Annotated in this window: 26 protein-coding genes; 22 read left to right on the top strand and 4 right to left on the bottom strand. The window is 66.4% G+C overall.

The window, feature by feature from the left end:
- The first annotated feature begins 413 nt into the window (after window positions 1-413).
- From rpmH to QMC81_09740, 10 genes are all read left to right on the top strand, one after another.
- Window positions 414-548, top strand: a complete 135-nt coding sequence (rpmH, locus tag QMC81_09785; GenBank protein ID MDI6907754.1) for a 50S ribosomal protein L34 — start codon at window positions 414-416, stop codon at window positions 546-548.
- Window positions 549-631: 83 nt separating this feature from the next.
- A complete protein-coding gene (rnpA, locus tag QMC81_09780; GenBank protein MDI6907753.1) occupies window positions 632-955 on the top strand; it encodes a ribonuclease P protein component in 324 nt (107 codons plus the stop codon).
- A 23-nt stretch (window positions 956-978) separates the two neighbouring features.
- Window positions 979-1,170 (top strand): membrane protein insertion efficiency factor YidD, encoded by a 192-nt coding sequence (yidD, locus tag QMC81_09775; GenBank protein ID MDI6907752.1) that lies wholly within the window; start codon window positions 979-981, stop codon window positions 1,168-1,170.
- Window positions 1,171-1,200: 30 nt separating this feature from the next.
- The gene (locus QMC81_09770) at window positions 1,201-1,950 is read left to right on the top strand and encodes a YidC/Oxa1 family membrane protein insertase (GenBank protein ID MDI6907751.1); all 750 of its coding nucleotides are present in this window, start codon (window positions 1,201-1,203) and stop codon (window positions 1,948-1,950) included.
- A complete protein-coding gene (gene jag / locus QMC81_09765; protein MDI6907750.1) occupies window positions 1,901-2,527 on the top strand; it encodes an RNA-binding cell elongation regulator Jag/EloR in 627 nt (208 codons plus the stop codon). The genes QMC81_09770 and jag overlap by 50 nt, the downstream gene beginning before the upstream one ends.
- A gap of 11 nt (window positions 2,528-2,538) precedes the next feature.
- Entirely contained in the window at window positions 2,539-3,924 is a 1,386-nt protein-coding gene (gene mnmE / locus QMC81_09760) for a tRNA uridine-5-carboxymethylaminomethyl(34) synthesis GTPase MnmE (protein ID MDI6907749.1), read from the top strand.
- 156 nt (window positions 3,925-4,080) lie between these two features.
- Entirely contained in the window at window positions 4,081-6,012 is a 1,932-nt protein-coding gene (gene mnmG / locus QMC81_09755) for a tRNA uridine-5-carboxymethylaminomethyl(34) synthesis enzyme MnmG (protein MDI6907748.1), read from the top strand.
- Window positions 5,969-6,694, top strand: a complete 726-nt coding sequence (rsmG, locus tag QMC81_09750) for a 16S rRNA (guanine(527)-N(7))-methyltransferase RsmG (GenBank protein ID MDI6907747.1) — start codon at window positions 5,969-5,971, stop codon at window positions 6,692-6,694. Before mnmG ends, rsmG begins: the two co-directional genes overlap by 44 nt.
- Window positions 6,695-6,774: 80 nt before the next feature.
- Window positions 6,775-7,539 carry a ParA family protein gene (locus QMC81_09745; protein MDI6907746.1) on the top strand — a complete coding sequence of 255 codons (765 nt, stop codon included), beginning with the start codon at window positions 6,775-6,777 and terminating at the stop codon, window positions 7,537-7,539.
- Window positions 7,532-8,392: a ParB/RepB/Spo0J family partition protein gene (locus tag QMC81_09740; GenBank protein ID MDI6907745.1), complete on the top strand. Its 861-nt coding sequence runs from the start codon at window positions 7,532-7,534 to the stop codon at window positions 8,390-8,392. Before QMC81_09745 ends, QMC81_09740 begins: the two co-directional genes overlap by 8 nt.
- Before the next feature lie 106 nt (window positions 8,393-8,498).
- Here QMC81_09740 and larC read toward each other — a convergent pair whose 3' ends face one another.
- From larC to larE, 3 genes are all read right to left on the bottom strand, one after another.
- Window positions 8,499-9,746 (bottom strand): nickel pincer cofactor biosynthesis protein LarC, encoded by a 1,248-nt coding sequence (gene larC, locus QMC81_09735; protein ID MDI6907744.1) that lies wholly within the window; start codon window positions 9,744-9,746, stop codon window positions 8,499-8,501.
- Window position 9,747: 1 nt separating this feature from the next.
- Window positions 9,748-10,524, bottom strand: coding sequence for a nickel pincer cofactor biosynthesis protein LarB (gene larB, locus QMC81_09730; protein MDI6907743.1), 777 nt, complete (start codon window positions 10,522-10,524; stop codon window positions 9,748-9,750).
- A gap of 104 nt (window positions 10,525-10,628) precedes the next feature.
- Entirely contained in the window at window positions 10,629-11,417 is a 789-nt protein-coding gene (gene larE, locus QMC81_09725) for an ATP-dependent sacrificial sulfur transferase LarE (protein MDI6907742.1), read from the bottom strand.
- Window positions 11,418-11,512: 95 nt separating this feature from the next.
- Between larE and QMC81_09720 the strand changes: the two genes are divergently transcribed.
- The 3 genes from QMC81_09720 to QMC81_09710 all read left to right on the top strand — a co-directional run bounded on the left by QMC81_09720 (window position 11,513) and on the right by QMC81_09710 (window position 13,202).
- Window positions 11,513-12,019 (top strand): DUF4446 family protein, encoded by a 507-nt coding sequence (locus tag QMC81_09720; GenBank protein ID MDI6907741.1) that lies wholly within the window; start codon window positions 11,513-11,515, stop codon window positions 12,017-12,019.
- A 13-nt stretch (window positions 12,020-12,032) separates the two neighbouring features.
- Window positions 12,033-12,683 (top strand): phosphoribosyltransferase, encoded by a 651-nt coding sequence (locus tag QMC81_09715; GenBank protein MDI6907740.1) that lies wholly within the window; start codon window positions 12,033-12,035, stop codon window positions 12,681-12,683.
- A 270-nt stretch (window positions 12,684-12,953) separates the two neighbouring features.
- Window positions 12,954-13,202, top strand: a complete 249-nt coding sequence (locus QMC81_09710) for a YkuS family protein (protein MDI6907739.1) — start codon at window positions 12,954-12,956, stop codon at window positions 13,200-13,202.
- Between the two features lie 92 nt (window positions 13,203-13,294).
- Here QMC81_09710 and yyaC read toward each other — a convergent pair whose 3' ends face one another.
- Window positions 13,295-13,906, bottom strand: coding sequence for a spore protease YyaC (gene yyaC / locus QMC81_09705; GenBank protein ID MDI6907738.1), 612 nt, complete (start codon window positions 13,904-13,906; stop codon window positions 13,295-13,297).
- 135 nt (window positions 13,907-14,041) lie between these two features.
- On the opposite strand from yyaC, the gene QMC81_09700 reads away from it, so the two are divergent.
- The 9 genes from QMC81_09700 (at window position 14,042) to rpsR (ending at window position 20,846) form a co-directional block, all read left to right on the top strand.
- Window positions 14,042-15,124, top strand: a complete 1,083-nt coding sequence (locus tag QMC81_09700) for a hypothetical protein (protein ID MDI6907737.1) — start codon at window positions 14,042-14,044, stop codon at window positions 15,122-15,124.
- An 18-nt stretch (window positions 15,125-15,142) separates the two neighbouring features.
- Window positions 15,143-15,787: a CvpA family protein gene (locus QMC81_09695; protein MDI6907736.1), complete on the top strand. Its 645-nt coding sequence runs from the start codon at window positions 15,143-15,145 to the stop codon at window positions 15,785-15,787.
- 60 nt (window positions 15,788-15,847) lie between these two features.
- Complete coding sequence (locus tag QMC81_09690) at window positions 15,848-17,239, top strand: aminopeptidase (GenBank protein ID MDI6907735.1); 1,392 nt, start codon at window positions 15,848-15,850, stop codon at window positions 17,237-17,239.
- A gap of 401 nt (window positions 17,240-17,640) precedes the next feature.
- A complete protein-coding gene (locus tag QMC81_09685) occupies window positions 17,641-17,841 on the top strand; it encodes a DUF951 domain-containing protein (GenBank protein ID MDI6907734.1) in 201 nt (66 codons plus the stop codon).
- Between the two features lie 560 nt (window positions 17,842-18,401).
- Window positions 18,402-18,725: a hypothetical protein gene (locus tag QMC81_09680; protein ID MDI6907733.1), complete on the top strand. Its 324-nt coding sequence runs from the start codon at window positions 18,402-18,404 to the stop codon at window positions 18,723-18,725.
- Window positions 18,726-18,993: 268 nt separating this feature from the next.
- Entirely contained in the window at window positions 18,994-19,596 is a 603-nt protein-coding gene (locus QMC81_09675) for a hypothetical protein (protein ID MDI6907732.1), read from the top strand.
- A gap of 294 nt (window positions 19,597-19,890) precedes the next feature.
- Entirely contained in the window at window positions 19,891-20,178 is a 288-nt protein-coding gene (gene rpsF / locus QMC81_09670) for a 30S ribosomal protein S6 (protein MDI6907731.1), read from the top strand.
- An 11-nt stretch (window positions 20,179-20,189) separates the two neighbouring features.
- Window positions 20,190-20,597 (top strand): single-stranded DNA-binding protein, encoded by a 408-nt coding sequence (ssb, locus tag QMC81_09665; GenBank protein ID MDI6907730.1) that lies wholly within the window; start codon window positions 20,190-20,192, stop codon window positions 20,595-20,597.
- Window positions 20,598-20,618: 21 nt separating this feature from the next.
- A complete protein-coding gene (rpsR, locus tag QMC81_09660) occupies window positions 20,619-20,846 on the top strand; it encodes a 30S ribosomal protein S18 (protein MDI6907729.1) in 228 nt (75 codons plus the stop codon).
- Window positions 20,847-20,948 lie beyond the last annotated feature (102 nt).

Raw genomic sequence — 20,948 nt, 5'->3', positions numbered from 1 at the left:
CAGTCGCGCGAGAAGTGGTTCGGGACCTCCATAAGGATCGTGTTGTTATAATAGGCAATTGGTCTCAGAGGTTTGAGCCAATGCTCATAGGACTGGCGGTTCAGTTTATGCTCCAGGGCCTGCAAAACCTGGAACCATGACTCCTGGATTTCGGTGGGGAGCATAGGACCCCTCCGCAAAAAAATTTTCATTGGTCAACAAAAATATGCACAGCATTATACACAAGCTGTGGAAAAGCGTTTTTACGCGTTTCAAGGAAATGGTACCAGATTATTCATAAGTTATCAACAGGCAAATCGGGAGCCCGGGAAAGCCTGCCGGTTCATTCTTGACGGTCCGTGAAGCCATACTATATAATTGGATGTGGTGTTTGTTCTTCCAGTTAATGCCTGCCCGCGCGGGAGGTGACATCGTTGAAACGGACCTACCAGCCGAAGAAAAGGAAAAGGCAAAGAATGCACGGGTTTTTGCAGCGAATGGCGACCCACTCGGGGCGCAACGTGATCAAGCGTAGGCGCGCGAAAGGAAGAAAACGTCTGTCAGCCTAAGGCCGCTTATAGTTAAGTGGCCTTTTTTCTAACGGCGTACCCGTTACGGAAGGGGAAAATATACTGGATGGCGCTGGCCCTGTATGGGAATAATAACCATCAAGGACAACAAGGACTTCCGCAGGATTTTTGCCAGGGGCGCCTCACGGGTGGGCCCGGCCCTGGTGGTTTACGGCCTGGCGGGCGAGGTGGGGACAACCCGTTTCGGGTTTACGGTAAGCAAGAAGGTCGGCAAGGCCGTGGTGCGGAACCGCCTGCGGAGGGTGTTAAAGGAGATCTGCCGCCTTCACCCGGAATCCTTCCGCCCGGGAATGGATTATGTCGTTATCGCCCGGCCCCGGGCCAGAGACTTGACGTACCGGGAACTGGCGACAGAGCTTCTGAGCCTGGCGGGGGATCTGCCCTAGCGGCCGTCCTCACCTGTGTTCTTATCGTCCCTATACGCTTCTACCAGCTTGTCATCTCGCCTTTGTTCCCGGCGTGTTGCCGGTTTTACCCGTCGTGCTCGGAGTACGCCGTGGCCGCGATCCGGAAGTACGGGCCGGTGCGCGGGCTTTACCGGGCGGCGAGGAGGGTACTGCGCTGCCACCCGTGGTCTCCGGGGGGTTACGACCCGGCGTAAAAAAGGGAGTATTGCGTGGGGGGTTGACGTATGGATATATTCAATGCTCTAGTTGATGGGATGGCGACGTTGATCAACTGGCTTTACCAGTTGAGCGCCGCCGTGGGGCTGCCCAGTTACGCCGTGGCCATCGTACTGCTGACGGTGTTGATCAAGATCATCCTCTATCCCCTGACGAGGGCGCAGATGCGCTCCATGATCGGCCTGCAGCAGCTGCAGCCGGAGATCAGGAAGATCCAGGAGAAGTATAAGGACAAGCAGGAGCAGCAGCAAAAGATCATGGAGCTTTACCGGGAGAAGAAGGTCAACCCCATGGCCGGCTGTCTGCCGATGCTTATCCAGCTTCCCATCCTGATCGCCCTTTATCGCGCCCTGTACACGTTCAAGTACGCGGTCCCGGCGCACGCCGGCCTGTTTTGGATTCCCAGCCTCAGCCATACCGACCCGCTTTATATCCTCCCGGTCCTGGCGGGGATCACGACCTACATCCAGTCGAAATTGACCATGCCCAAGACCGCGGGCGGCGGGCAGACGGGCGCCGAAAGCACGCAGAAGGTGATGCTGATCGTGATGCCCCTGTTCATCGCCTGGATCAGCATCAAGCTCCCGGCGGGGCTGGCTCTCTATTGGGTGACTTTCAACGTGATGGGCAGCATCCAGCAGTACTTTATTAACAAGCAGCTTGTGCCGGCCGCCGCGCCGGCGCCGACGAAGGAGGAGGTGGCGGAGGTTGCCGCGGAGCCTGGAAAGCAGCGGAAAAAGCGTAGAGGAAGCCGTTGAGGCGGGCCTGCGGGAACTGGGTGTGAGCCGCGAACAGGTCGAGACCGAGGTTCTCGAAGAGCCGACGAAGGGCTTGTTCGGCCTCTTGGGAAGCCGCCCGGCGCGGGTGCGTCTCACCGTTAAGGAAGGGATCGCCGACCAGGCGCGGGGCCTGGTGGAGAAAATCACCCGGGCGATGGGTGTCGAGCCCGAGGTAACGGTGCAGGAGGAAGAGGAACACCTTTTCATCAATCTCGAGGGAAAGAGCCTCGGGATACTCATCGGACGCCGGGGGGAGACCCTCAACGCGCTGCAGTACATCGTCAGCCTGACCCTGAACAAGGAGCGGGGCGAGCAACGCAAGAAGGTCTTCCTTGACGTAGAGGGGTACCGCAAGAAGCGGGAAGAGACCCTGCAGAAGCTGGCCATGCGGCTGGCGGACAAGGCTAAGAGGCGCGGCCGCAGCGTGGTCCTGGAACCGATGAGCCCGCAGGAACGGCGGATTATTCACACCACATTGCGGGGGCGGGACGACATCTACACCTTCAGCGAGGGGGAGGAACCCTTCCGTAAGATCATTATCGCCCCGCGGAGGTAGGTGGCCGAGAGGTGACGCAGGATACCGTCGCGGCGGTGGCCACCGGGCTGGCCGAGGCGGCCATCGGCATCGTAAGGCTGAGCGGCCCGGAGGCCCTGGAAATTGTCGACCGGATTTTCGTTCCCCGGCACCGGCGTGACTGGCGCGCCGGGCCGGGGTATCGTATGGTTTACGGGAAAATCGTCGATCCCGGGAACGGGAGGCGGGTCGACGAGGTGCTGGTGGCGGTCATGCGTGCGCCCAGGAGCTACACCCGGGAGGACGTGGTCGAAATCCACGCCCATGGGGGCCCGGTGCCCCTGCGGCGGATCCTGCAGCTGGTCCTCCTGCAAGGAGCCAGACTCGCCGAGCCCGGCGAGTTTACGAAACGGGCTTTTCTCAACGGGCGCCTCGACCTGGCGCAGGCCGAAGCGGTGATCGACGTCATCCGCGCGCAGACCGAGGACGGGCTGGAGATCGCCCTGGAGCAGCTGGCGGGCGGCCTGTCGCGGCAGGTCAATGAGTTAAGGGAAAAGGCGCTGGAGGTGCTGGCTTCGGTGGAGGCCAGCATTGATTTTCCGGAGGACGACCTGCCCCCGGCAGGGTTGGAGGAGTTGCCGGCGGCGGTGCGGGAGATCGCCGGGACCTGCCGGCGCCTGGCCGCCGAGGGGGAGATCGGCCGGATCTACCGGGACGGGCTGCGCACGGTCATCCTCGGGAAGCCGAACGTCGGCAAGTCCTCTCTCCTCAACGCCCTGCTGGGGGAACAGCGGGCGATCGTCACCGCGGTGCCGGGGACGACGCGGGACACGATTGAAGAGGCCGTCAACCTGCGGGGCATCCCCCTGCGGCTGGTGGATACGGCCGGCCTGCGGCATACCACCGATGAGGTGGAGAGGATCGGGGTGGAAAGGGCCCGTGCGCAGGCCTCCCGCGCCGAACTGACGGTGGTGATGCTCGACGCCTCTACCGGCATAGGGGACGAGGACCGGGCGATCATGGAGTTGGTGCGGGGCCGGCGCTGTATCGCCGTTATTAATAAGACCGACCTGGTACCGGATGGGATTACACCCGAAGAGGTGGAAGCGGTCCTCGGGCCGGTACCGGTGGTGCGGATGTCGGTCACCGAAGGGCGGGGCATCGGGGAACTGGCGGCGAAGATCGAGGAGCTGGTCCTGGGCGGGCGGGTCAGGGCCGGGGAGCGCCCGCTCGTGAGCAACGCCCGGCACCGCGCGGCACTCGCCCGCGCGGCGGAATACCTGGAGAGCGCGGCCGTCGTGATGGACGGCGGCGGGCCGCTGGAGCTGGCGGCCGATGACCTGCGGGCGGCGGTCGAAGCGCTCGGGGAGATCACCGGGGCCGGCCTGGGCGAGGAGGTGCTGGACCGCATCTTCGAGCGGTTCTGCGTCGGGAAGTGAGGGCCATACAGTCGTCAGACGCGAATCCCTATCCTCTCATTTCCCACTTCTCACTTCCCACCTCTCCTAAGGCGGGCTCGGCTGACGGCGGGTTGCTGCGGCGCCCGGCGCGGTTTATTTTTTTATGTAGGCGTATCTAAAGGTGGGACGAGAGTGATGGAGTACCTTGCCGGCGACTACGAAGTGGTCGTCATCGGCGCCGGGCATGCCGGGTGCGAGGCGGCCCTGGCCGCGGCACGCCTCGGCTGCCGGACGCTGCTCCTCACCCTGAATATCGACTACGTGGCCCTGATGCCTTGCAACCCGGCCGTGGGCGGACCGGCCAAGGGACACCTCGTCCGGGAGATCGACGCCCTCGGCGGCGAGATCGGCCTGAACACCGACCGCGCCGCCATCCAGGCGCGGATGTTGAATACCGGCAAGGGGCCGGCGGTGCAGGCCCTGCGGGTCCAGACCGACAAGCGGGCCTACGGCGCCCTCATGCGCACGGTGCTGGAGGCCGAACCGCTGCTGGACCTCAAGGAGGGGGTCGTTGAGCGGCTCCTGGTGGAGAAGGGGGCCGTGGCCGGGGTGGTCACGCGCAACGGCGCCGTGTTCCGCGGCCGGGCGGTCGTCGTGACGACCGGCACCTACCTGCGGTCGCGGATCTTTGTCGGGGACGTCTCCTACCCCGGGGCGCCGGCCGGGCAGGCGCCGGCATTGGGCCTGGCGCAAAGCCTGGCGGATGTGGGGCTCGCCATGGGGCGCTTTAAGACCGGTACGCCGCCGCGCGTCGACCGGCGGAGCATCGACTTCTCGGCGATGACCGAACAGCCGGGCGACGAGCGGGTGTGGAACTTCTCCTACGTATCGCCGGTGCGGGAACGGGAGCAGGTCCCCTGCTGGCTCACTTATACGGCACCGCGGACGCACGAGATCATCCGGGAGAACATCCACCGCTCACCCCTCTACGGCGGGCTGATCAAGGGCGTGGGCCCGCGGTACTGCCCGTCGATCGAAGATAAGGTGGTGCGCTTCGCGGATCGCGAGCGGCACCCGGTCTTTGTCGAGCCGGAGGGCCGCAACACGAACGAGATGTACGTCCAGGGAATGTCCACGAGCCTGCCGGAGGACGTCCAGCTGGCCATGCTGCGGAGCCTGCCGGGCCTGGAGCGGGTGGAGATGGTCCGCCCCGGGTACGCCATCGAGTACGACTACGTCGTGCCCACGCAGCTGCGGGCCACTCTGGAGACCAAGGCCGTCCCCGGGCTTTACCTGGCGGGCCAGATAAACGGCACCTCGGGCTACGAGGAGGCCGCCGCCCAGGGCCTAGTGGCCGGGATCAACGCCGCCCTGTCCGTGAAGGAAAAGGAGCCGCTTACACTGGGCCGGGGACAGGCTTACATCGGGGTGCTCATCGACGACCTGATCACCCGGGGCACACCGGAGCCCTACCGGATGTTTACCTCGCGCGCCGAGCACAGGCTGCTCCTCCGGCACGATAACGCCGACCTTAGGCTGACAGATATTGGAAGTAAGATAGGCCTGGTCACGGACGAGCGGCGTCGGCGCTTTGCAACAAGGAAGAGGTTAATCACCGAAGAGTGCGAGCGGCTGAGCCGGGTTACCGTTCCGGTCAACGAAACCGTCCAGGCGATCCTGCGGGAACGGGGGTCGGCACCGCTCACGCAGGCCTGCCGGCTGGCCGACCTCCTGCGGCGGCCCGAGATGCGCCACGCCGACCTGGCGGCCCTGGGGGACGGGCCGGCTGACCTGCCGGAGGACGTGGTCCGGGAGGTCGAGAACGAGATCAAGTACGAGGGTTATATCCGCCGGCAGGCCTCGCAGGTGGCCAGGATGGAGAAAATGGAGGGTAAGCGCCTCCCCCCCGACCTGGACTATGACGAGGTTGCGGGGCTGTCCCGGGAGGGACGCCAGCGCCTGGCCGCGGTGCGCCCGGAGACGGTCGGCCAGGCGAGCCGGGTGCCGGGGGTCTCCCCCGCCGACATCGCGGTCGTGCTCGTCTACCTGGAGAAGAGGCGGCGCCTGCAGGAGGTTGAGGGCAATGACGTATGCGCTGTTCCGGAGGACGCTGGCCGGCGGAATTGAGGCCTGGGGGCTTGAAGTGGACGAGGCGGCCCTGGAGCGCTTCGAAAGGCATTATGCGGCGCTCGTGGAGGCCAACAGGCGGTTCAACCTGACCGCCGTCACGGGCGAGGCCGAAGCGGCCGCTCTGCATTTCCTGGACGCGCTGGCGTTCCTGCGCTACAAGGAGCCCGCTCCGGGGGAGAGCCTGATCGACGTCGGGTCCGGGGCCGGGTTCCCGGGGCTCGTGCTCAAGGCCGCGAGGCCGGCGTTGAACGTCGTCTTGCTCGAATCCAGCCGCAAGAAGGCGGAGTTTTTGCGGCAGGTGATTGCGGCCCTCGAACTTCACGGAGCGGAGGCGGTCTGGGGGCGGGCCGAGGATGACGCACGCCGCCCGGGGCGGCGGGAAAACTTTGACTGGGCCGTGGCGCGGGGCGTGGCGGCCATGCGCGTGCTCTGCGAGTATTGCCTCCCTTTCGTGCGGACGGGGGGCTTTTTTGTCGCCTACAAGGGACCGGGGGTCGAGCCGGAACTGCAGGAGGCCCGGAGAGCGTTTTCTATTCTCGGCGGCGAGGTGACGGCGGTGGAACGGTTCCCTCTCCTCCCCGCCGGGGAGGAGAGGAGGCTCGTGTTCGTAAAAAAAGTGCGCCGGACACCGGCGGAATATCCGCGGCGCGCCGGCCTGCCGGTCCGGCGGCCGCTGTAGCGGGGCAGGAATTCGTGGCAGGGTGTGGAAATAGGGCTGGAGTATAGTGTGAGTCCTGGTACCGGGGGAGGCTGTCTGGGTTGGGCAAGGTCATTGCAATCACCAATCAGAAGGGCGGCGTGGCGAAGACGACCACAGTGGTCAACCTGGGCGCCGCCCTGGCCCTGCGGGGGAAAAAGGTCCTCGTGGTCGACATCGACCCGCAGGGCAACGCCACCAGCGGGCTGGGGATCAAGCACGACGAGGTCGAGCGGAGCATTTACGACGTGCTGATCGGCGCCTGCACGCTGGCTTCGGTGTTCCGGCACTGTCCCTCGGTCGAGGGGCTGGACGTCATCCCTGCCACGCTGCGCCTGGCCGGGGCCGAGATCGAGATGGTGGGCCTGCCCGAGCGCGAGCTGATCCTGAAGAAGGCCCTTCAGCCGCACCGGGGGGCGTACGACTACGTCTTAATCGACTGCCCGCCCTCGCTCGGCCTTTTAACGCTCAACGCCCTGGCGGCCGCCGACTCGGTGCTGATTCCCATTCAGTGCGAGTACTACGCCCTGGAGGGCCTGGGGCACCTGATGAACGCGATCCAGCTGGTGCAGCGCAGCCTGAACCCGCGCCTGGAGATCGAAGGCGCCCTGCTTACCATGTTTGACGGGCGGACCAACCTTTCCATCCAGGTGGTGGAGGAAGTCAAACGGTATTTCCGCAAGAAGGTGTACGCGAGCATAGTGCCGCGGAACGTGCGCCTGGGGGAGGCGCCGAGCCACGGGATGCCGGTCGTGGTGTACGACCCGAAGTGCCGGGGCGCCGAGGTTTACAGGGAACTGGCGGAGGAAGTGATGGCCAATGGTTAAGAGATCGGCCCTGGGCAGGGGCCTGGAGGCGCTTATCCCCTCCAAACCCAAGGGCATCGAGGAATTGATCGAGGTCCCGCTCGAGAAGGTGCGCCCCAACCCCAGGCAGGCGCGGAAAGTCTTCACGGAAGAGAAGATCGCCGAGCTGGCGGCTTCGATCGCCGAGCACGGGCTGGTCCAGCCGGTGGTGGTGCGCCGGGCGGACGACGGCTACGAGCTGGTCTCCGGGGAGCGGCGCTGGCGGGCCTACCGTTCCCTGGGCCGGGAAACCATCCCCGCCATCGTGCGGGAGATGGGCGACCTGGAGGCGACGGCCGCCCTGCTTATTGAAAACATCCAGCGCGAAGATTTGAGCCCCCTGGAGGAGGCCCTGGCCTTCCGCCGCCTGATCGAGGAGTTCAGATTGACGCAGGAGGACCTCGCCCGCAGGGTCGGTAAGAGCCGGGCGGCGATCGCCAACACGCTGCGCCTCCTCTCCCTTCCGGCGGATGTGCAGGCCATGCTCGCCGGGGGCAAGCTCTCGGCGGGCCACGCCCGCGCGCTGGCCGGGGTCAAGGACGCGGCGAGGCAGGTTGCCCTGGCGCGGAAGACGGTGGAGATGGACCTCTCAGTGCGGGCCCTGGAGGCCGAGATCGCGCGGGAACAGGATGCCGGGCGCAAGGCGGCGAAACGACTCCGCCGGCCGAACCGGGTGCTGGGAGAGGTGGCGCAGCAAGTGACCCTGGTTTTCGGGTCGCCCGTGAAGATCAGGGGGGACGAGGAGCGGGGCCGGGTGGAGATCCCCTACCGGAACCGGGAGGAACTACAACGCGTCCTGGCGGCGCTGGGCTGGAAACCCGAAGGGAAGCCGTAATGTTTCACGTGAAACATTGGGCGGACTCGCTGGAATTTCACGGCAAGGAGGCTCCCGCCATAACAGCGGGAGTTTGTTTTTTGCCCCGCGTATGCCGCGCCGGTGCCTATGAACCGGTCTCCGGTCCGGAGGATACCGAAGCGGGCGGCCGGAAACAGGGCGGCAGTTCGAGGCGTGCGGCCAGGGACGCCGCGGCGTGGACCTCGCGAACCGGCACGCCGGCCTCCGCGGCGCGGGCGCGGCAGTCCTCGAACTCCGGCTTGATTTGGATGACCCGGCCCCCGACATGGGCGACCTTCACCCGCACCGGGCCGTAAACCGTGCGCACCTCGAATATCTGCCGCGGGGCGACCAGCCGGGAGTCCCAGCGCATCCGGACACCCAGGGTTCCGGCCTCCTCCATCATCATGCCGGCCAGCCTCCGCCAGTCCTCCTCCCGTGCCAGGACGGTGAGCACCACGCCCGGCCGTCCCTTCTTCATGATCACCGGGGTCAGATAGGCCTCCCGCGCCCCGGCGTCAAGAAGGCGCGCGGTCAGGTGGGGGTAGAACTCCGGGTTCAGGTCGTCGATATTGGTTTCCAGGATGACGAGGGATTCCTGGAAAGCCTCCGCGGTCCAGCCGCTCCTTGTCTCCTCGCGCCGCTCGCCGATGATCGCCCGCAATACGTTGGGGAAGGTGAACTCCCGGCTCCCGGCACCGTAACCGACCGCCTCGATACGCATTCCCGGGGGAGGGCCGGCTTCCGCCGCCAGGGCCGTCGCCAGGGCGGCGCCGGTGGGGGTGACCAGCTCCCCCTCCACCGCCGTACCGCGGGTCGGGAAGCCCCGGAGAAGCTCCAGCGTGGCGGGGGGCGGCACGGGCAGGAGGACGCCGTGCGCGCACGTGGTGTACCCCGTGCTCAGGGGCAAGGGGGAGATGATCACCCGGTCGATCCGGAGGGCATCCAGGGCCAGGCAGGCGCCGATGACCTCGACGAGGGCGTCCACCGCCCCGACCTCGTGGAAATGGACCTCCTCCGGCCTGGTCCCGTGCACCCGGGCCTCGGCCTCGGCGAGGCGCGTGAAAACCCGCAGGGCGCGTTCGCGGGCGGCCGGGGGAAAACACCCCTGGATGATCAGGTCCCGGATGTCGCCCAGCCGGCGGGGAGGCTGGGATGAGGTAACCCGGACCGTGACGCGGGCGGCGGCCAGCCCACGGGCCTGAACCCGGGCGACCTCGAGGTCGAATCCGGAAAGACCGGACGCCTCCAGCGCATCCCTGATCGACGCCGGGTCGGCCCCGGCGTCGATCAGGGAGCCCAGGGCCATGTCCCCGGCGATCCCGGCGAAGCAGTCCCAATAAAGTACCCTCACCCTAGTTCCCGTCCTCCTTGTCGGCGTCTTCGGCGGTGCGCAGGATGGCGCTGGCCATCGCCGCGGCCCCGTATCCATTGTCAATATTTACCACAGCTACCCCGGGAGCGCAGCCGTTCAGCATGGCCAGCAGCGCGGCCAGCCCGCCCAGGCTGGCCCCGTAGCCGACGCTGGTCGGCACGGCGATCACCGGCCGCGCGGTGAGGCCGGCCACCACGCTGGGCAGGGCGCCCTCCAGCCCGGCCACGACGATGATCACCGGGCTCGTGCGGATCAACTCCAGGTGCCCCAGCAGGCGGTGCAGGCCGCTCACTCCGACGTCGTAAAGGGTCGTCACGGGGTGGCCCAGAGCCTCCAGGCAGACCCGTGCCTCCTCCGCGACCGGCAGGTCGGCGGTCCCCGCGCTGACCAGCAGCGCGGGCCGGGACGCGGGACGGGGGCTGCTTCCGCCGCGGACGATGCACCGCGCGGCGGGCTCGTAACGCGCCGCGGGGACCACGCGCCGTACCGCGGCGAAGGCCTCGGGCGTCGCCCGGGTGGCGAGGACCACGTCGGACCGCCGGGCCAGGCGCTCGAAGATCAGGGCGACCTGTGCCGGCGTCTTCCCGCCGCAGAAGACGACCTCCGGGAACCCCTGCCGCAGTTCGCGGTGGTGGTCGAGGCGGGCGAAGCCGAGATCCTCGTAGGGCAGGTCCTCCAGACGCCGGCCGGCCTCCTCCACCGGGAGGGCCCCGGCCGCGACCTGCTCCAGGATTTCGCGCAGCTGCCGGTGGTTCATAGTTTTTCACCTCTATCCGGTCGGCCAAATGCGGCCGTCAGTCGTCAGGTGCTGAGGGTCGGTACAGACATGGGGATGTGAGATGTGCGATGTGGGATGTGAGATCAATCGAAGCAGCCGCTCCGGTAACCGCCCAGGTCCACCGTGACGAAACGGAAACCCAGGGCCGCCAGCCCCTCCCGGACCCGCACGCGGAGGGCCTCGTCCAGCAGCCGCCCGATCTCCCCCGGAAAGACTTCGATCCGCGCCAGGTCCCCGTGGTGACGCAGGCGGACGGTAGAAAAGCCCAGGTTGCGGAGTAACCCCTCTCCATCCCGCACCTGGGCGAGGCACTCGGCGGTCAGCTCCCGGCCGTACGGGATCCGCGTGCAGAGACAGCTCTCGGCCGGCCGGTCCGGGTCGGGGACACCGAGGTCCCGCGCCAGCCGGCGTACGCCGTCCTTGGTCAGGCCGGCCTCCCGCAGGGGGCTCTGAACCCCGAACTCGGCCGCCGCCGCCAGTCCCGGGCGGAAGGCCCGTGCGTCCTCGGCGTTGGTGCCGTCCAGAACGTGCGGCAGGCCGCTTTCGCCGGCGATCCGCCGCAGGGCGGCGAAAAGGGCGCGCTTGCACAGGTAGCACCGGTCCGGGCCGTTCGCCCGGAAGGCCGGGTCGCTTAACGGGCCGAGGTCGATTTCATAGTGCAGTATGCCCCAGGCTGCGGCCAGCGACCGCGCCCGCTCGGTGTCGCCGGGGACGTAGATCGGCCCGACCGCGGTCACGGCGAGCAGCCGGCCGTCCAGGGCGGAGGCCGCCAGCCGGAGCAGGACCGCGGAGTCGGTCCCCCCGGAAAAGGCCACCACGGCTCCCGAAAGATGCTTAATTATTTTGTGGACTCTCTCCTGCATATTAAACATGGGCTTGACCATCCGTGGCAGGGTCTGGCATGCTGATTGCAGTGTATTGCCCGACGGCAAAAGTTGTCAACTCGGGGTTTCCGGGAGGGGTATCGATGACCCTGGATGTCTTGCTCAGGACCCATGCCATGGAGGTACTGGCCGGGCTGACCGGCTTTTTTATCCTCCTTTCGCTTGTACAGCTGGCGATGTACCGGCGGCTGGCCCGGCAGTTCAGGCGCTACCGCGCCCTGGTCGAAAAAGCCGGGCCCCAGGGTTTGGGCGACGCCCTCGCCGCCTGTGCGCGGGTGGTGGAGACCGTGGACGAGAGAGTGGCCGAGATCAGGCGACGCCAGCGGGAGCTGGAGCGTGAGCTGCGGACCTGCGTGCGCACCCCGGGCGTGGTCCGCTTCAACGCCTTTGACGACGTGGGCAGTGACCTCAGTTACGCCTGCGCCCTGCTCGACGCCAAGGGCGACGGGGTCGTCCTTTCCGGGCTCTTCGGCCGTTACGAGGCGCGGACCTATGCCAAACCGGTCAAGGACGGCGAATCCGCCTATCACCTGACCGACGAGGAGAAGGACGCCATTACCGCAGTACAAGGCGGGCGAAAGGATAAGTAAGGGGTTGACTACGATGTTCCGCGACCGTGTCGATGCCGGGCGGCGGCTGCTCGCCGCCCTCAAGGGGCGGGAATACCCCCGGGGCCTGGTCCTGGCCGTACCCCGCGGAGGTGTCGTCGTGGGGGCGGAGGTGGCCCGCGGACTGGGGCTGCCCCTTGACATCATTATCCCGCGGAAGATCGGGGCCCCGCATAACCCCGAGATGGCCGTGGGGGCCGTGACGCAGGACGGCACGGCGATCTACGACGAGCACCTCCTGGTCCTGCTCGGGCTGACCCCCGACAGCCTGGCGCCGAAGGTGCGGGAACAGGTCCGGGAGATCGAAAGGCGCTCCGCGCTCTACCGCGGCGGCCGCCCGCCCGTGCCCTGGGAGGGCCGGACGGTCATCCTGGTCGATGACGGGGTGGCCACCGGGTACACGACCCTGGCCGCCCTGCGCTCCCTGCGCCGCGCCAACCCGCGCCGCATCATCCTGGCCGTGCCCGTGGCCCCGCCGGAGACCGTCGCCCGCCTGCGGGACGAGGTGGACGAGCTGGTCTGCCTGCTGGCTCCCGAGCCCTTCTACGCGGTGGGCCAGTTCTACCGCGAGTTCGACCAGACGGACGACCAGACTGTCATCGACCTGATGCGGGAATCGGTGCCCGAAGTGAAAGGTGAGAAGTGAGAGGTGAGAGGTGAGAGGTGAGAGGGAATTCGCAAAGCGAATTCCCATCCGCTGTTCCCACATCCCACATCCCATTGGCGAGGATGGGCCGGGTAAATGCGGTCATCGGTCGTCCGGTGTAAGGCGTCGGTATAGATAGTGGGGATTCGCCGTGTGAATCCCATCGAGTCTGACGGCTGAGGACCGACACCTGACGACCGTACCGGCGTCCGCCCCTGGGGATACGAGGTCACCTCCCCCGCCATACTAGAAGCGTGGGAGGTGATTCTTTTGCAGCGCAAAGTGGCCCTTGCCGGGGGTCTGGGCGACATCGACGCCTACTTCCGCGACCGGGGGTATACCGTCCTGCCGCCTGAAAAGGCAGGTGAGGCCGCCGCCCTGGTCATCTCGGGGGCGACGGACGATTTCACCGGCGACCAGCGCCGGAAGACCGGCGTGCCGGTAATCAACGCCGAGGGCAAGACCCCGGAGGAGATCTTCCAACAGGTGGAGAGGGCGACGGCAGTAAAAGGGCTCTAGATATCGTCCCTGTTGAAGGGCCCACCCCGGGGTTCCGGTGGTGGGCTGTCGCCCTTTGGCGGCAGGACCGGTGACACGGTTCAAAGGGGCGGTTAGAACGGATGCGCTTGACAGCTGAAACGGCGGTGCTTGCCGGCCATAAGGGCCAGGCCGTCCACGATCAGGTCGGCCAGGCGCATCACCAGGTTCAGGCGGGTGTTCTGCAGGACCAGGTACTCCATGAACCCGCCGACGTTAACCACGCCGGTGATGTGCAGGTCCCCGACGGGGGGCAGGCTCTTCTTGACGCCCGCGCCCGGTTTGAGAGAGCCTTCGCCGACGGTCACGCAACCCACGTTTTCAAGGTAGCCGAGGCAGGCGTCCACCGCGATGATCAGCGGATTGCCGTACTCGCGTTCGATGGCGGTCAGGGTATCGGCCAGGTTCGTGGCGTGCACCGGGTCGGCCAGGGTCCCGCGCACGATGAACAGGTCCTGGTCCAACCGCTCCATGCGGCTGCCCACCAGCGGGCCGAGGGAATCCCCCGTGGAGCGGTCGGTGCCGATGCACAGCAGGACTTTCGGCCTGGCGCCGGCTCCGTCCACGTTCTGCAGACAGGCCCCCAGATCGTTGGCCAGCTTCACGGCGGCGAAAGGATCGTCCACGTGAATCCGTGTTGTCGGGGTTACCGTCTCCAGCGCTTGCGGGGCCGAGACCTCAGGCATCTTCAAACCCCCCGTTGAGCACAACTAATATATTTATTGCCGTCACCCGGGCGGTTTATTCCACGCGTCCGGGCGGTCAAAATGTCAGCCGCCGGGGCATAAGAGTGTTGTGAAGACCGTGAGCGGGGGGATGACATGGCCGGCGGCGGGGCCGCGAAAGCGGCGGCGCTCTTTATCGGCGCGGTCATCGGGGCCGGGTTCGCCTCCGGCCAGGAGATCCTGCAGTTTTTCGGGGTTTACGGGACGCGCGGCATTGCCGGCGCCCTGTGGAGCGCGGTCGCCTTCGCTTACCTCGGCGCGGTGATCCAGCTCTCGGCCGTGCGCCTGCGGGCGACAAGCTACAGGGATGTCCTGGCCTACTTCCTCGGACCCCGCCTGGGGCGCCTGATGGACACGCTCAGCACCTTCATGCTTGGCGGCGGGCTGGTCGTGATGCTCGCCGGGAGCGGCGCCGTGCTCCACCAGCAGTTCGCCCTGCCGCCGGCTGCCGGTATCCTGCTGCTGGCCGCCCTCACCACCGCCGTCCTGTATTGGGGCCTCTCCGGGGTGGTGGCCGTGAACGCCGTCCTGGTGCCGCTGAAGATTCTGCTGATTCTGCTTGTCGCCTTCCTGGCCGGCGGAACGGCTCCCCCCGCCCCGGGCGGGCATCCGCCCGGGGCTGATGGCGGCCCGGAGTGGGCCTGGTCGGCCGTCCTGTACGTGAGCTATAACCTGGTGGTGCCCCTGGCCGTCCTCTCGTCCCTCGGCCGATACCTTCGTCCCGGTGAGGCCGTGGCCGGCGCGGCAGGCGCTGGCCTCGCCCTTGGGGGCACCGCCGCCCTGGTCACGTGGGCGATCGTCCAGAACCTGCCGGCGGCCGCGTCCTACCAGGTGCCGATGCTGTACCTGGCCGGGATGGTCAGCCCTGTCCTGCAGAGCCTGGTTTCCGCCGTCGTCTGGGTGGCCGTCTTCACGACCGCCATCGCCAACGCGCACGGCCTGGCCAGCCGCCTCGCCAGGCGGGGGAGCGGCGGTTACCGCCGCCTGGCCTTCATCGTAACCTTCGGGCTGGCGCCGGCGGCCTTCTTCCCCTTCGCCGACCTGGTCGGCCTGCTCTATCCCCTGTTCGGGTACCTGGGCCTGACGCTGATATTGGCGATTGCTGTCAATCCGCTGGCAGGGTTTTGGCGCCGCCCGCCGAAGAAGTTCTCGACCGGGCTTCCCGGTCACCGGCGATAAGGAGGGGGTAAGAGGGCCGTGAACTGGCTGGACTGGGTTCTGCTCACCGTTCTCCTTCTGAGCGCCCTGAACGGTTTCACCAGGGGCCTGCTGCGGAGCGTGGCCGGGCTGGCGGCGGTCGCCTTCGGCTTCTGGCTCGCCCTGCGCTACTACCGTCTCCTCGGCGACTACCTTGACTCCGGGCTGGGGCTGGGCCCGGTCCTGACCCGTTACTTCACCGGCTGCCTGGGTGGGGCTGCGGGAACTCCGGTGGCCGCCCCGCCGTCCCCCGGGGCCTTTGATGCCCTGGAGCGGTTGTTTGTGGGCGGCGCGCAGGGCCTGTTCCAGGGAGTGGCGTCTTCCCTGGCCGTCTCGGCGCTGGACGCCCTGGCGTTTCTCATTGTCTTCATTGCGGGGGCCGGCCTCCTGGGGGCGTTCGCCGGGGCCATCCCGAACCTCCCGCTGCTCGGGCCGCTGGACCGGGCGGGCGGTTTTTGTTTCGGCCTTCTCCGGGGCTTCCTGCTGGGCGCCCTGGTCTACGCTTTGGTCCGGTTCTTGGCCGCCCCCGAGGTCTCCTACGAGGGCCGCGCCCTGAATGATGTCCTGCAGCGGTCCTTCCTGGGGCCGTCCTACGAGGCCGCCCTGAATTACCTCTGGGCCTTGATCTCTTCGGCCCGGGGATAAAGCGGCGGCCGCATGTTAAAGAATACAGCTGATCCTACGGAAATGACGGAGGTGTAACCGTTGACCGAAGAATTGCGCAGTTGCTGGTCCAAACTCAGCGACGCCGATAGGGAGACGGTCTTCGCCCTGGCGGAGGATTACAAGGCCTTCCTGAACGAGGGGCGAACCGAAAGGCTCGCTGTGCGGGTCGCCGAGCGGGAAGCGCGGGCGCGGGGGTTTACGCCCCTTGGCGAACGGGAGACCCTCTCCCCGGGTGACCGGATTTACGCCGTCAACCGGGGCAAGGCTATGATCCTGGCCGTGATCGGGAACGCGTCCCTGGAGCAGGGGCTGAACATCGTCGGGGCCCACGTCGACTCGCCGCGCCTGGATCTCAAGCCGGAACCCCTCTACCAGGACGAGGAACTTGCCCTGTTCAAGACCCATTACTATGGCGGCATTAGAAAGTACCACTGGTTCGGTATCCCCCTGATCCTGGTCGGGACCGTAGTGCGGGCCGACGGGGGGGTCCTACACCTGGGCGTCGGGGACCGGCCCGGCGAACCGGTCTTTACCGTGACCGACTTGCTCCCCCACCTGGCGGGGGACCAGAGGGAAAAGAAGCTGGAGGAAGCCTTCCCGGGAGAGAACCTGAATATCCTGGCCGGGAGCATCCCGGCGCGGGATGAGGGCGGCAAGCCCGAGCGCGCCGTGAAGCAGGCCGTGCTGGCCCACCTGCAGCAGGCCTACGGCATCGGCGAGGAGGACTTCGTGAGCGCCGAACTGCAGGCTGTTCCCGCCTGGCCGGCGGCGGACGTCGGGTTCGACCGCGGGCTGGTCGGTGGGTACGGCCAGGACGACCGTTCCTGCGCCTTCGCCGCCCTGCGGGCGGTTTTGGAGGCCGAGCGCCCGGCGCGTACGGCGGTGGTGCTGCTGGCGGACAAAGAGGAGATCGGCTCGATGGGCAACACCGGGATGCACTCACGCTTCCTCGAAAACACGCTGGCCGAGATCATGGCCCGCTCCGGCACGCCGTACAACGGGCTGACCCTGCGCCGGATGCTGGCCGGCTCCCGTGCCCTTTCGGCCGATGTCAACGCCGGGCTCGACCCGACCTATCCGGAGGTTATGGACAAGCGCAACGCGGCGCGGATCGGGGGCGGCGTCTGCCTCACCCGGTACACCGGCTCGCGCGGCAAGGCCGGTGGGAGCGAGGCCAACGCCGAGTTCGTTTCGGCGATCAGGGCGCTCTTCAAGGCCCATAACGTCTGCTGGCAGACCGGGGAGCTGGGCAAGGTGGACCAGGGCGGCGGCGGGACGATCGCCTACCTGCTGGCCATGTACGGCATGGACGTCCTGGACTGCGGACCGCCGCTGTTGGGGATGCATTCCCCGTTTGAGGTGATGAGCAAGGCGGACCTTTACGCCAGTTACCGGGGGTACAAGGTGTTCCTTGAGGCTTCCTGGGCCTAGGTGGAAAAGCCCGGCCCATCCTCGCCCTCGGGTTGATGATACGATGTACTATGATGGGCTGTGCACCGCCTGGGGGAGGGGCAGGGGATTCCCCCGGAACGGCTTGCGGAGCGTCGGTAATGACTCTTGACGAAGGAGCGGTATCCGTTTCAGCCCGACGAGGACGTGAGCGGGCGTTTCCACTGACCGGATCGGGGCGCCGCCAAGGCGCCCCGAGGAAAGAAGCGCCCGTGAACAATCCGCAGGAGGGCCGGAAACGGTCTGCGACGAGTCTAGAGTCGTCGACGCGGAGCACTGGAAGTGGAGGGGGATTCCCCTGCCCCTCGCCTTCCGGCTGTACCTTCGGCTGACGGCCGGACGGTAAGACGGGAGAGGAGGAGCAACGTTTGGCCACACCCGGAATGCGTTACAGCGTGGGCGACGTGGTGCGCACCAAGAAGCCGCACCCCTGCGGGGGCGAGGAATGGGAGATCATGCGCACCGGGGTGGACTTCCGCCTCCGCTGCCTGCGCTGCGGGCGGGTGGTCCTCCTGCCGCGCGCAAAGTTCGAGCGGATGGTGCGGGGGGTGGTGCGTTCGCCGGGGGCCGGAAGCGAGGACTGAGCCACAAAAGACGGGACAGCAATAACGGAGCGCAATGAGCCGGGGGCGATTTCCCCGGCGTTAACATTTTATGGAAGATGCATGCGCGAGAGCCCGAGCGCGTGTTTGAATGCCCTGTTCAGCTAATCGCATTCTTTCGGCTTATATCGACCTTGCAGCCGTATGCTATGATTAGTTCCATAAATTGCCTGGCCAGGCAATCGGCGGATGGGGGGTGATGGCCGGCCGGGGATGGATTCCGGATACGGAGTAAACCGGTGGGAAAGGTAGTAGCGCTGCGTGGCCTTGGCTCAAGGACAATTACATATCGGCCCGCGGCGGGCCGGAATGGGGCTTGAAAGGGTAGAGCCCGCGGTCCGTGAGGAGAGAGAAGAGTAAGCTGGAGAAGGCCATGGACTGATGCCCTGCAAGGATCGGATGTAATGCCTGGAGGCCTGCGCCAGAGAAAAGAAACCCGGCGAGGCGCCCACAGACGGCGCGGGTGAGGTGGCCCCTTGGGATGGGGTGCCGCCGGTGAGCCGGGCGGGTTTTGAGAGGTCTCCAGAAGGGTGTGAGATCGGATGCGCTTGCGGAAACTGGTGGTCCTCCTGCTGATATTGAGCATCTGTTTCGCGGCGGGAGTCGTCACCGAGTCTCAATACCGGGTGTGGCAACCGGTGAAACTTGCCGCAGAGGGGTATCTGGCCGAGGCGGACGCCGGCCTGCCGGGTTGGCTTAACCTGGACAATCTCGTGGCCGTAATGGCCGGCGGCCTGTTGTTAACGGTTATGATGCGCATCGCCAGGCGCCTGCGGACTCCCAGGCGGGTGGAAGCCGGGCCGTCCCTGCGGGATCGCGTGGGAGCCCAAAGGTCGGTGTCCAACCGTGCCCGCGCCCGCGGCTGATCCCGGCCTGACAGGGGTGAGGAAGGGAATGTCTACGGACCGTACGGTGGTGCCCCGCATCTCAATCGAAGGACTCATTCCAAGGGCCTTTGGCCCGACACGCAATTATTGCCGGCCTATGCCGGCCGCCTGTGCACAAGGTCTGCCAGGCATTGTGATGACCGCCGACAGCTGATGAGAGAACCCGGCCCGGCACCGTAACCGGTTGGTCCCCGCCCACGCAGCGCTACTTTAAACATACACCGGATGGAAAGGTCGTGACGCATCGATGCAAGAGGGCAAGGTCGAGAAGAAAGTCCGGGTCCACCGCCTGGTGCGGAAGCGGACCCTGCAGCCCGGCGAGGAAGAAAGGCGGCCGCGCGCGGCCCCGGTTCCATCCTGGGCCTGCGCCCGCACGGCGACCCGTTGGCGGGAGGATAAGCAGCAACGCCTCCCCCGGCCCGTGTCCAGGGCAACGGCGGCGCGGACCCGGCCGCCCCTCCGCCAAAGGAGCCCGATGGACCTTGTCGGCTTGGCCGGGGGTCTGATAGCACTGGCAGGTTCGCTTGTCCGCCGCCTGCAGCCCGGTCGGCGGCGGGGGGCTGTCCTGGCGGTGCTGGGTGCGGCCGTGGCGGCCTTTACAGGAGGTATGGTTTTGGAGTTTACCGTGGGTCCGACCGCGCCGGCCCTGGATTATATCGGTGGGTTTGCGACGGCGGTTCAAGGGTGGTTCAGCCCGGCCACCCGGACGGCCCTTGCCGCCGGAGGGTTGCTGGTCGCCATCGGGCTGTGGCTGGTCATTCAGGTCCTGAAAACGGCGCCGGATGAGCGTGCGGTGGCGACGCCGCGAAACACCTATATCCCCCGAGAGATGTATGAACGGCACGCGTGAGAACGTTCTGATACGTGCGCCGGGCGGGCGTCGCGCGCGAGGCGCCCGCGCCTCTCCCCGAGTCCTTCTTCTGTTCTCCAAGCGGGATACCCCCATATCCCGATGACCTCCTCGTGCCCCCGTCCATGCGCGGGGGCTTTTCCTTACTATCGCGGACATAATAGGCCTGGAACCTTTTGCTTGACGCCCCGTTGCCCCATAGGCTATGCTAATGTATGGGTTTATGTCCCTTGCCGTTCCCCCTGCTCTGCCCCGCGAGGCAGGGCCGCCAGTCCATAGGGAGGAGGTGAAATCGTGCGGCAATACGAACTCATGTACATCCTGCACCCCGACCTGGAAGAGGAGAACCTCGAAGCCCTCGTGAACCGGTTCCGTGACCTGGTGACCAACGAGGGAGGGGAGGTCATCAAACTCGACCGTTGGGGCAGGCGCCGTCTGGCCTACGAGATCAATCGCGCCCGCGACGGTTTCTACGTGGTGATGAAGTTCAAGGCCCGGACGGAGACGGCCGACGAACTCAGTCGCGTGTTAAAGATCACCGACGGAGTCCTGCGCCACATCATCACCCGCGAGGATCAATAGGCGGTGAGAAGATGCTCAACAAAGTGATTTTGATCGGCCGGCTGACCCGCGATCCCGAACTCCGCTATACACCGAACGGGGTTCCGGTGGCCCACTTCACCCTGGCGGTGGACCGTAATTTCGCCGATCGCCAGGGGCAGCGTCAGGCTGACTTCATTGACATCGTGACCTGGCAGAAACTCGCCGAGGTCTGCGCCAAGAACCTGGGCAAGGGGCGCCTGGTGGCCGTCGACGGTCGCCTGCAGATCCGGTCCTACGAGGATAACCAGGGCGTTCGCCGCAAGGCCGCCGAGGTGGTCGCGGACAACGTCAAGTTCCTTGACCGCCCGCGCGAACAGCAGGCTCCGGGCGGCCAGGGCCCGGAGGACGGCCCGTACGGCACGGAGATCGACCTGTCCGGGGACGACATTCCGTTCTAAACCAAAGGAGGAAGCGAGACAGTGCGACGTGAACGCGGACGGCGCAGGAAGCGCATTTGCAGCTTCTGCGTGGATAAAATCGCCGTCATCGACTATAAAGACGCAGGGCGTTTGAAGAAATACATCACCGAACGCGGTAAGATCCTGCCCCGGCGCATCTCGGGCAACTGCGCCGCGCACCAGCGCATGCTGACGGTCGCCGTGAAGCGGGCGCGGACCATGGCCCTGCTGCCCTACACCATCGATTAGGAGAGACCCCTTTTAAGGGCCAGTCGGATGCCGGACGTGGGGAGGGAGAACTCACCATCCCCCCGTCCGGTCTTTATTTGTTTTCCTGGCCTCTTGGTTTTG

This window comes from Thermoanaerobacterales bacterium (assembly GCA_030019475.1).
Classification (GTDB): domain Bacteria; phylum Bacillota; class Desulfotomaculia; order Desulfotomaculales; family JASEER01; genus JASEER01.
This window is presented reverse-complemented; position numbering and strand designations above follow the sequence as displayed.

Coding starts and splice junctions, on each gene's coding strand:
- rnpA (MDI6907753.1), top strand. CDS start 632: ATGGGAATAATAACCATCAAGGACAACAAGGACTTCCGCAGGATTTTT.
- QMC81_09770 (MDI6907751.1), top strand. CDS start 1,201: ATGGATATATTCAATGCTCTAGTTGATGGGATGGCGACGTTGATCAAC.
- mnmG (MDI6907748.1), top strand. CDS start 4,081: ATGGAGTACCTTGCCGGCGACTACGAAGTGGTCGTCATCGGCGCCGGG.
- rsmG (MDI6907747.1), top strand. CDS start 5,969: ATGACGTATGCGCTGTTCCGGAGGACGCTGGCCGGCGGAATTGAGGCC.
- QMC81_09740 (MDI6907745.1), top strand. CDS start 7,532: ATGGTTAAGAGATCGGCCCTGGGCAGGGGCCTGGAGGCGCTTATCCCC.
- larB (MDI6907743.1), bottom strand. CDS start 10,524: ATGAACCACCGGCAGCTGCGCGAAATCCTGGAGCAGGTCGCGGCCGGG.
- larE (MDI6907742.1), bottom strand. CDS start 11,417: ATGTTTAATATGCAGGAGAGAGTCCACAAAATAATTAAGCATCTTTCG.
- QMC81_09720 (MDI6907741.1), top strand. CDS start 11,513: ATGACCCTGGATGTCTTGCTCAGGACCCATGCCATGGAGGTACTGGCC.
- QMC81_09715 (MDI6907740.1), top strand. CDS start 12,033: ATGTTCCGCGACCGTGTCGATGCCGGGCGGCGGCTGCTCGCCGCCCTC.
- yyaC (MDI6907738.1), bottom strand. CDS start 13,906: ATGCCTGAGGTCTCGGCCCCGCAAGCGCTGGAGACGGTAACCCCGACA.
- QMC81_09700 (MDI6907737.1), top strand. CDS start 14,042: ATGGCCGGCGGCGGGGCCGCGAAAGCGGCGGCGCTCTTTATCGGCGCG.
- QMC81_09685 (MDI6907734.1), top strand. CDS start 17,641: ATGCGTTACAGCGTGGGCGACGTGGTGCGCACCAAGAAGCCGCACCCC.
- QMC81_09680 (MDI6907733.1), top strand. CDS start 18,402: ATGCGCTTGCGGAAACTGGTGGTCCTCCTGCTGATATTGAGCATCTGT.
- QMC81_09675 (MDI6907732.1), top strand. CDS start 18,994: ATGCAAGAGGGCAAGGTCGAGAAGAAAGTCCGGGTCCACCGCCTGGTG.
- ssb (MDI6907730.1), top strand. CDS start 20,190: ATGCTCAACAAAGTGATTTTGATCGGCCGGCTGACCCGCGATCCCGAA.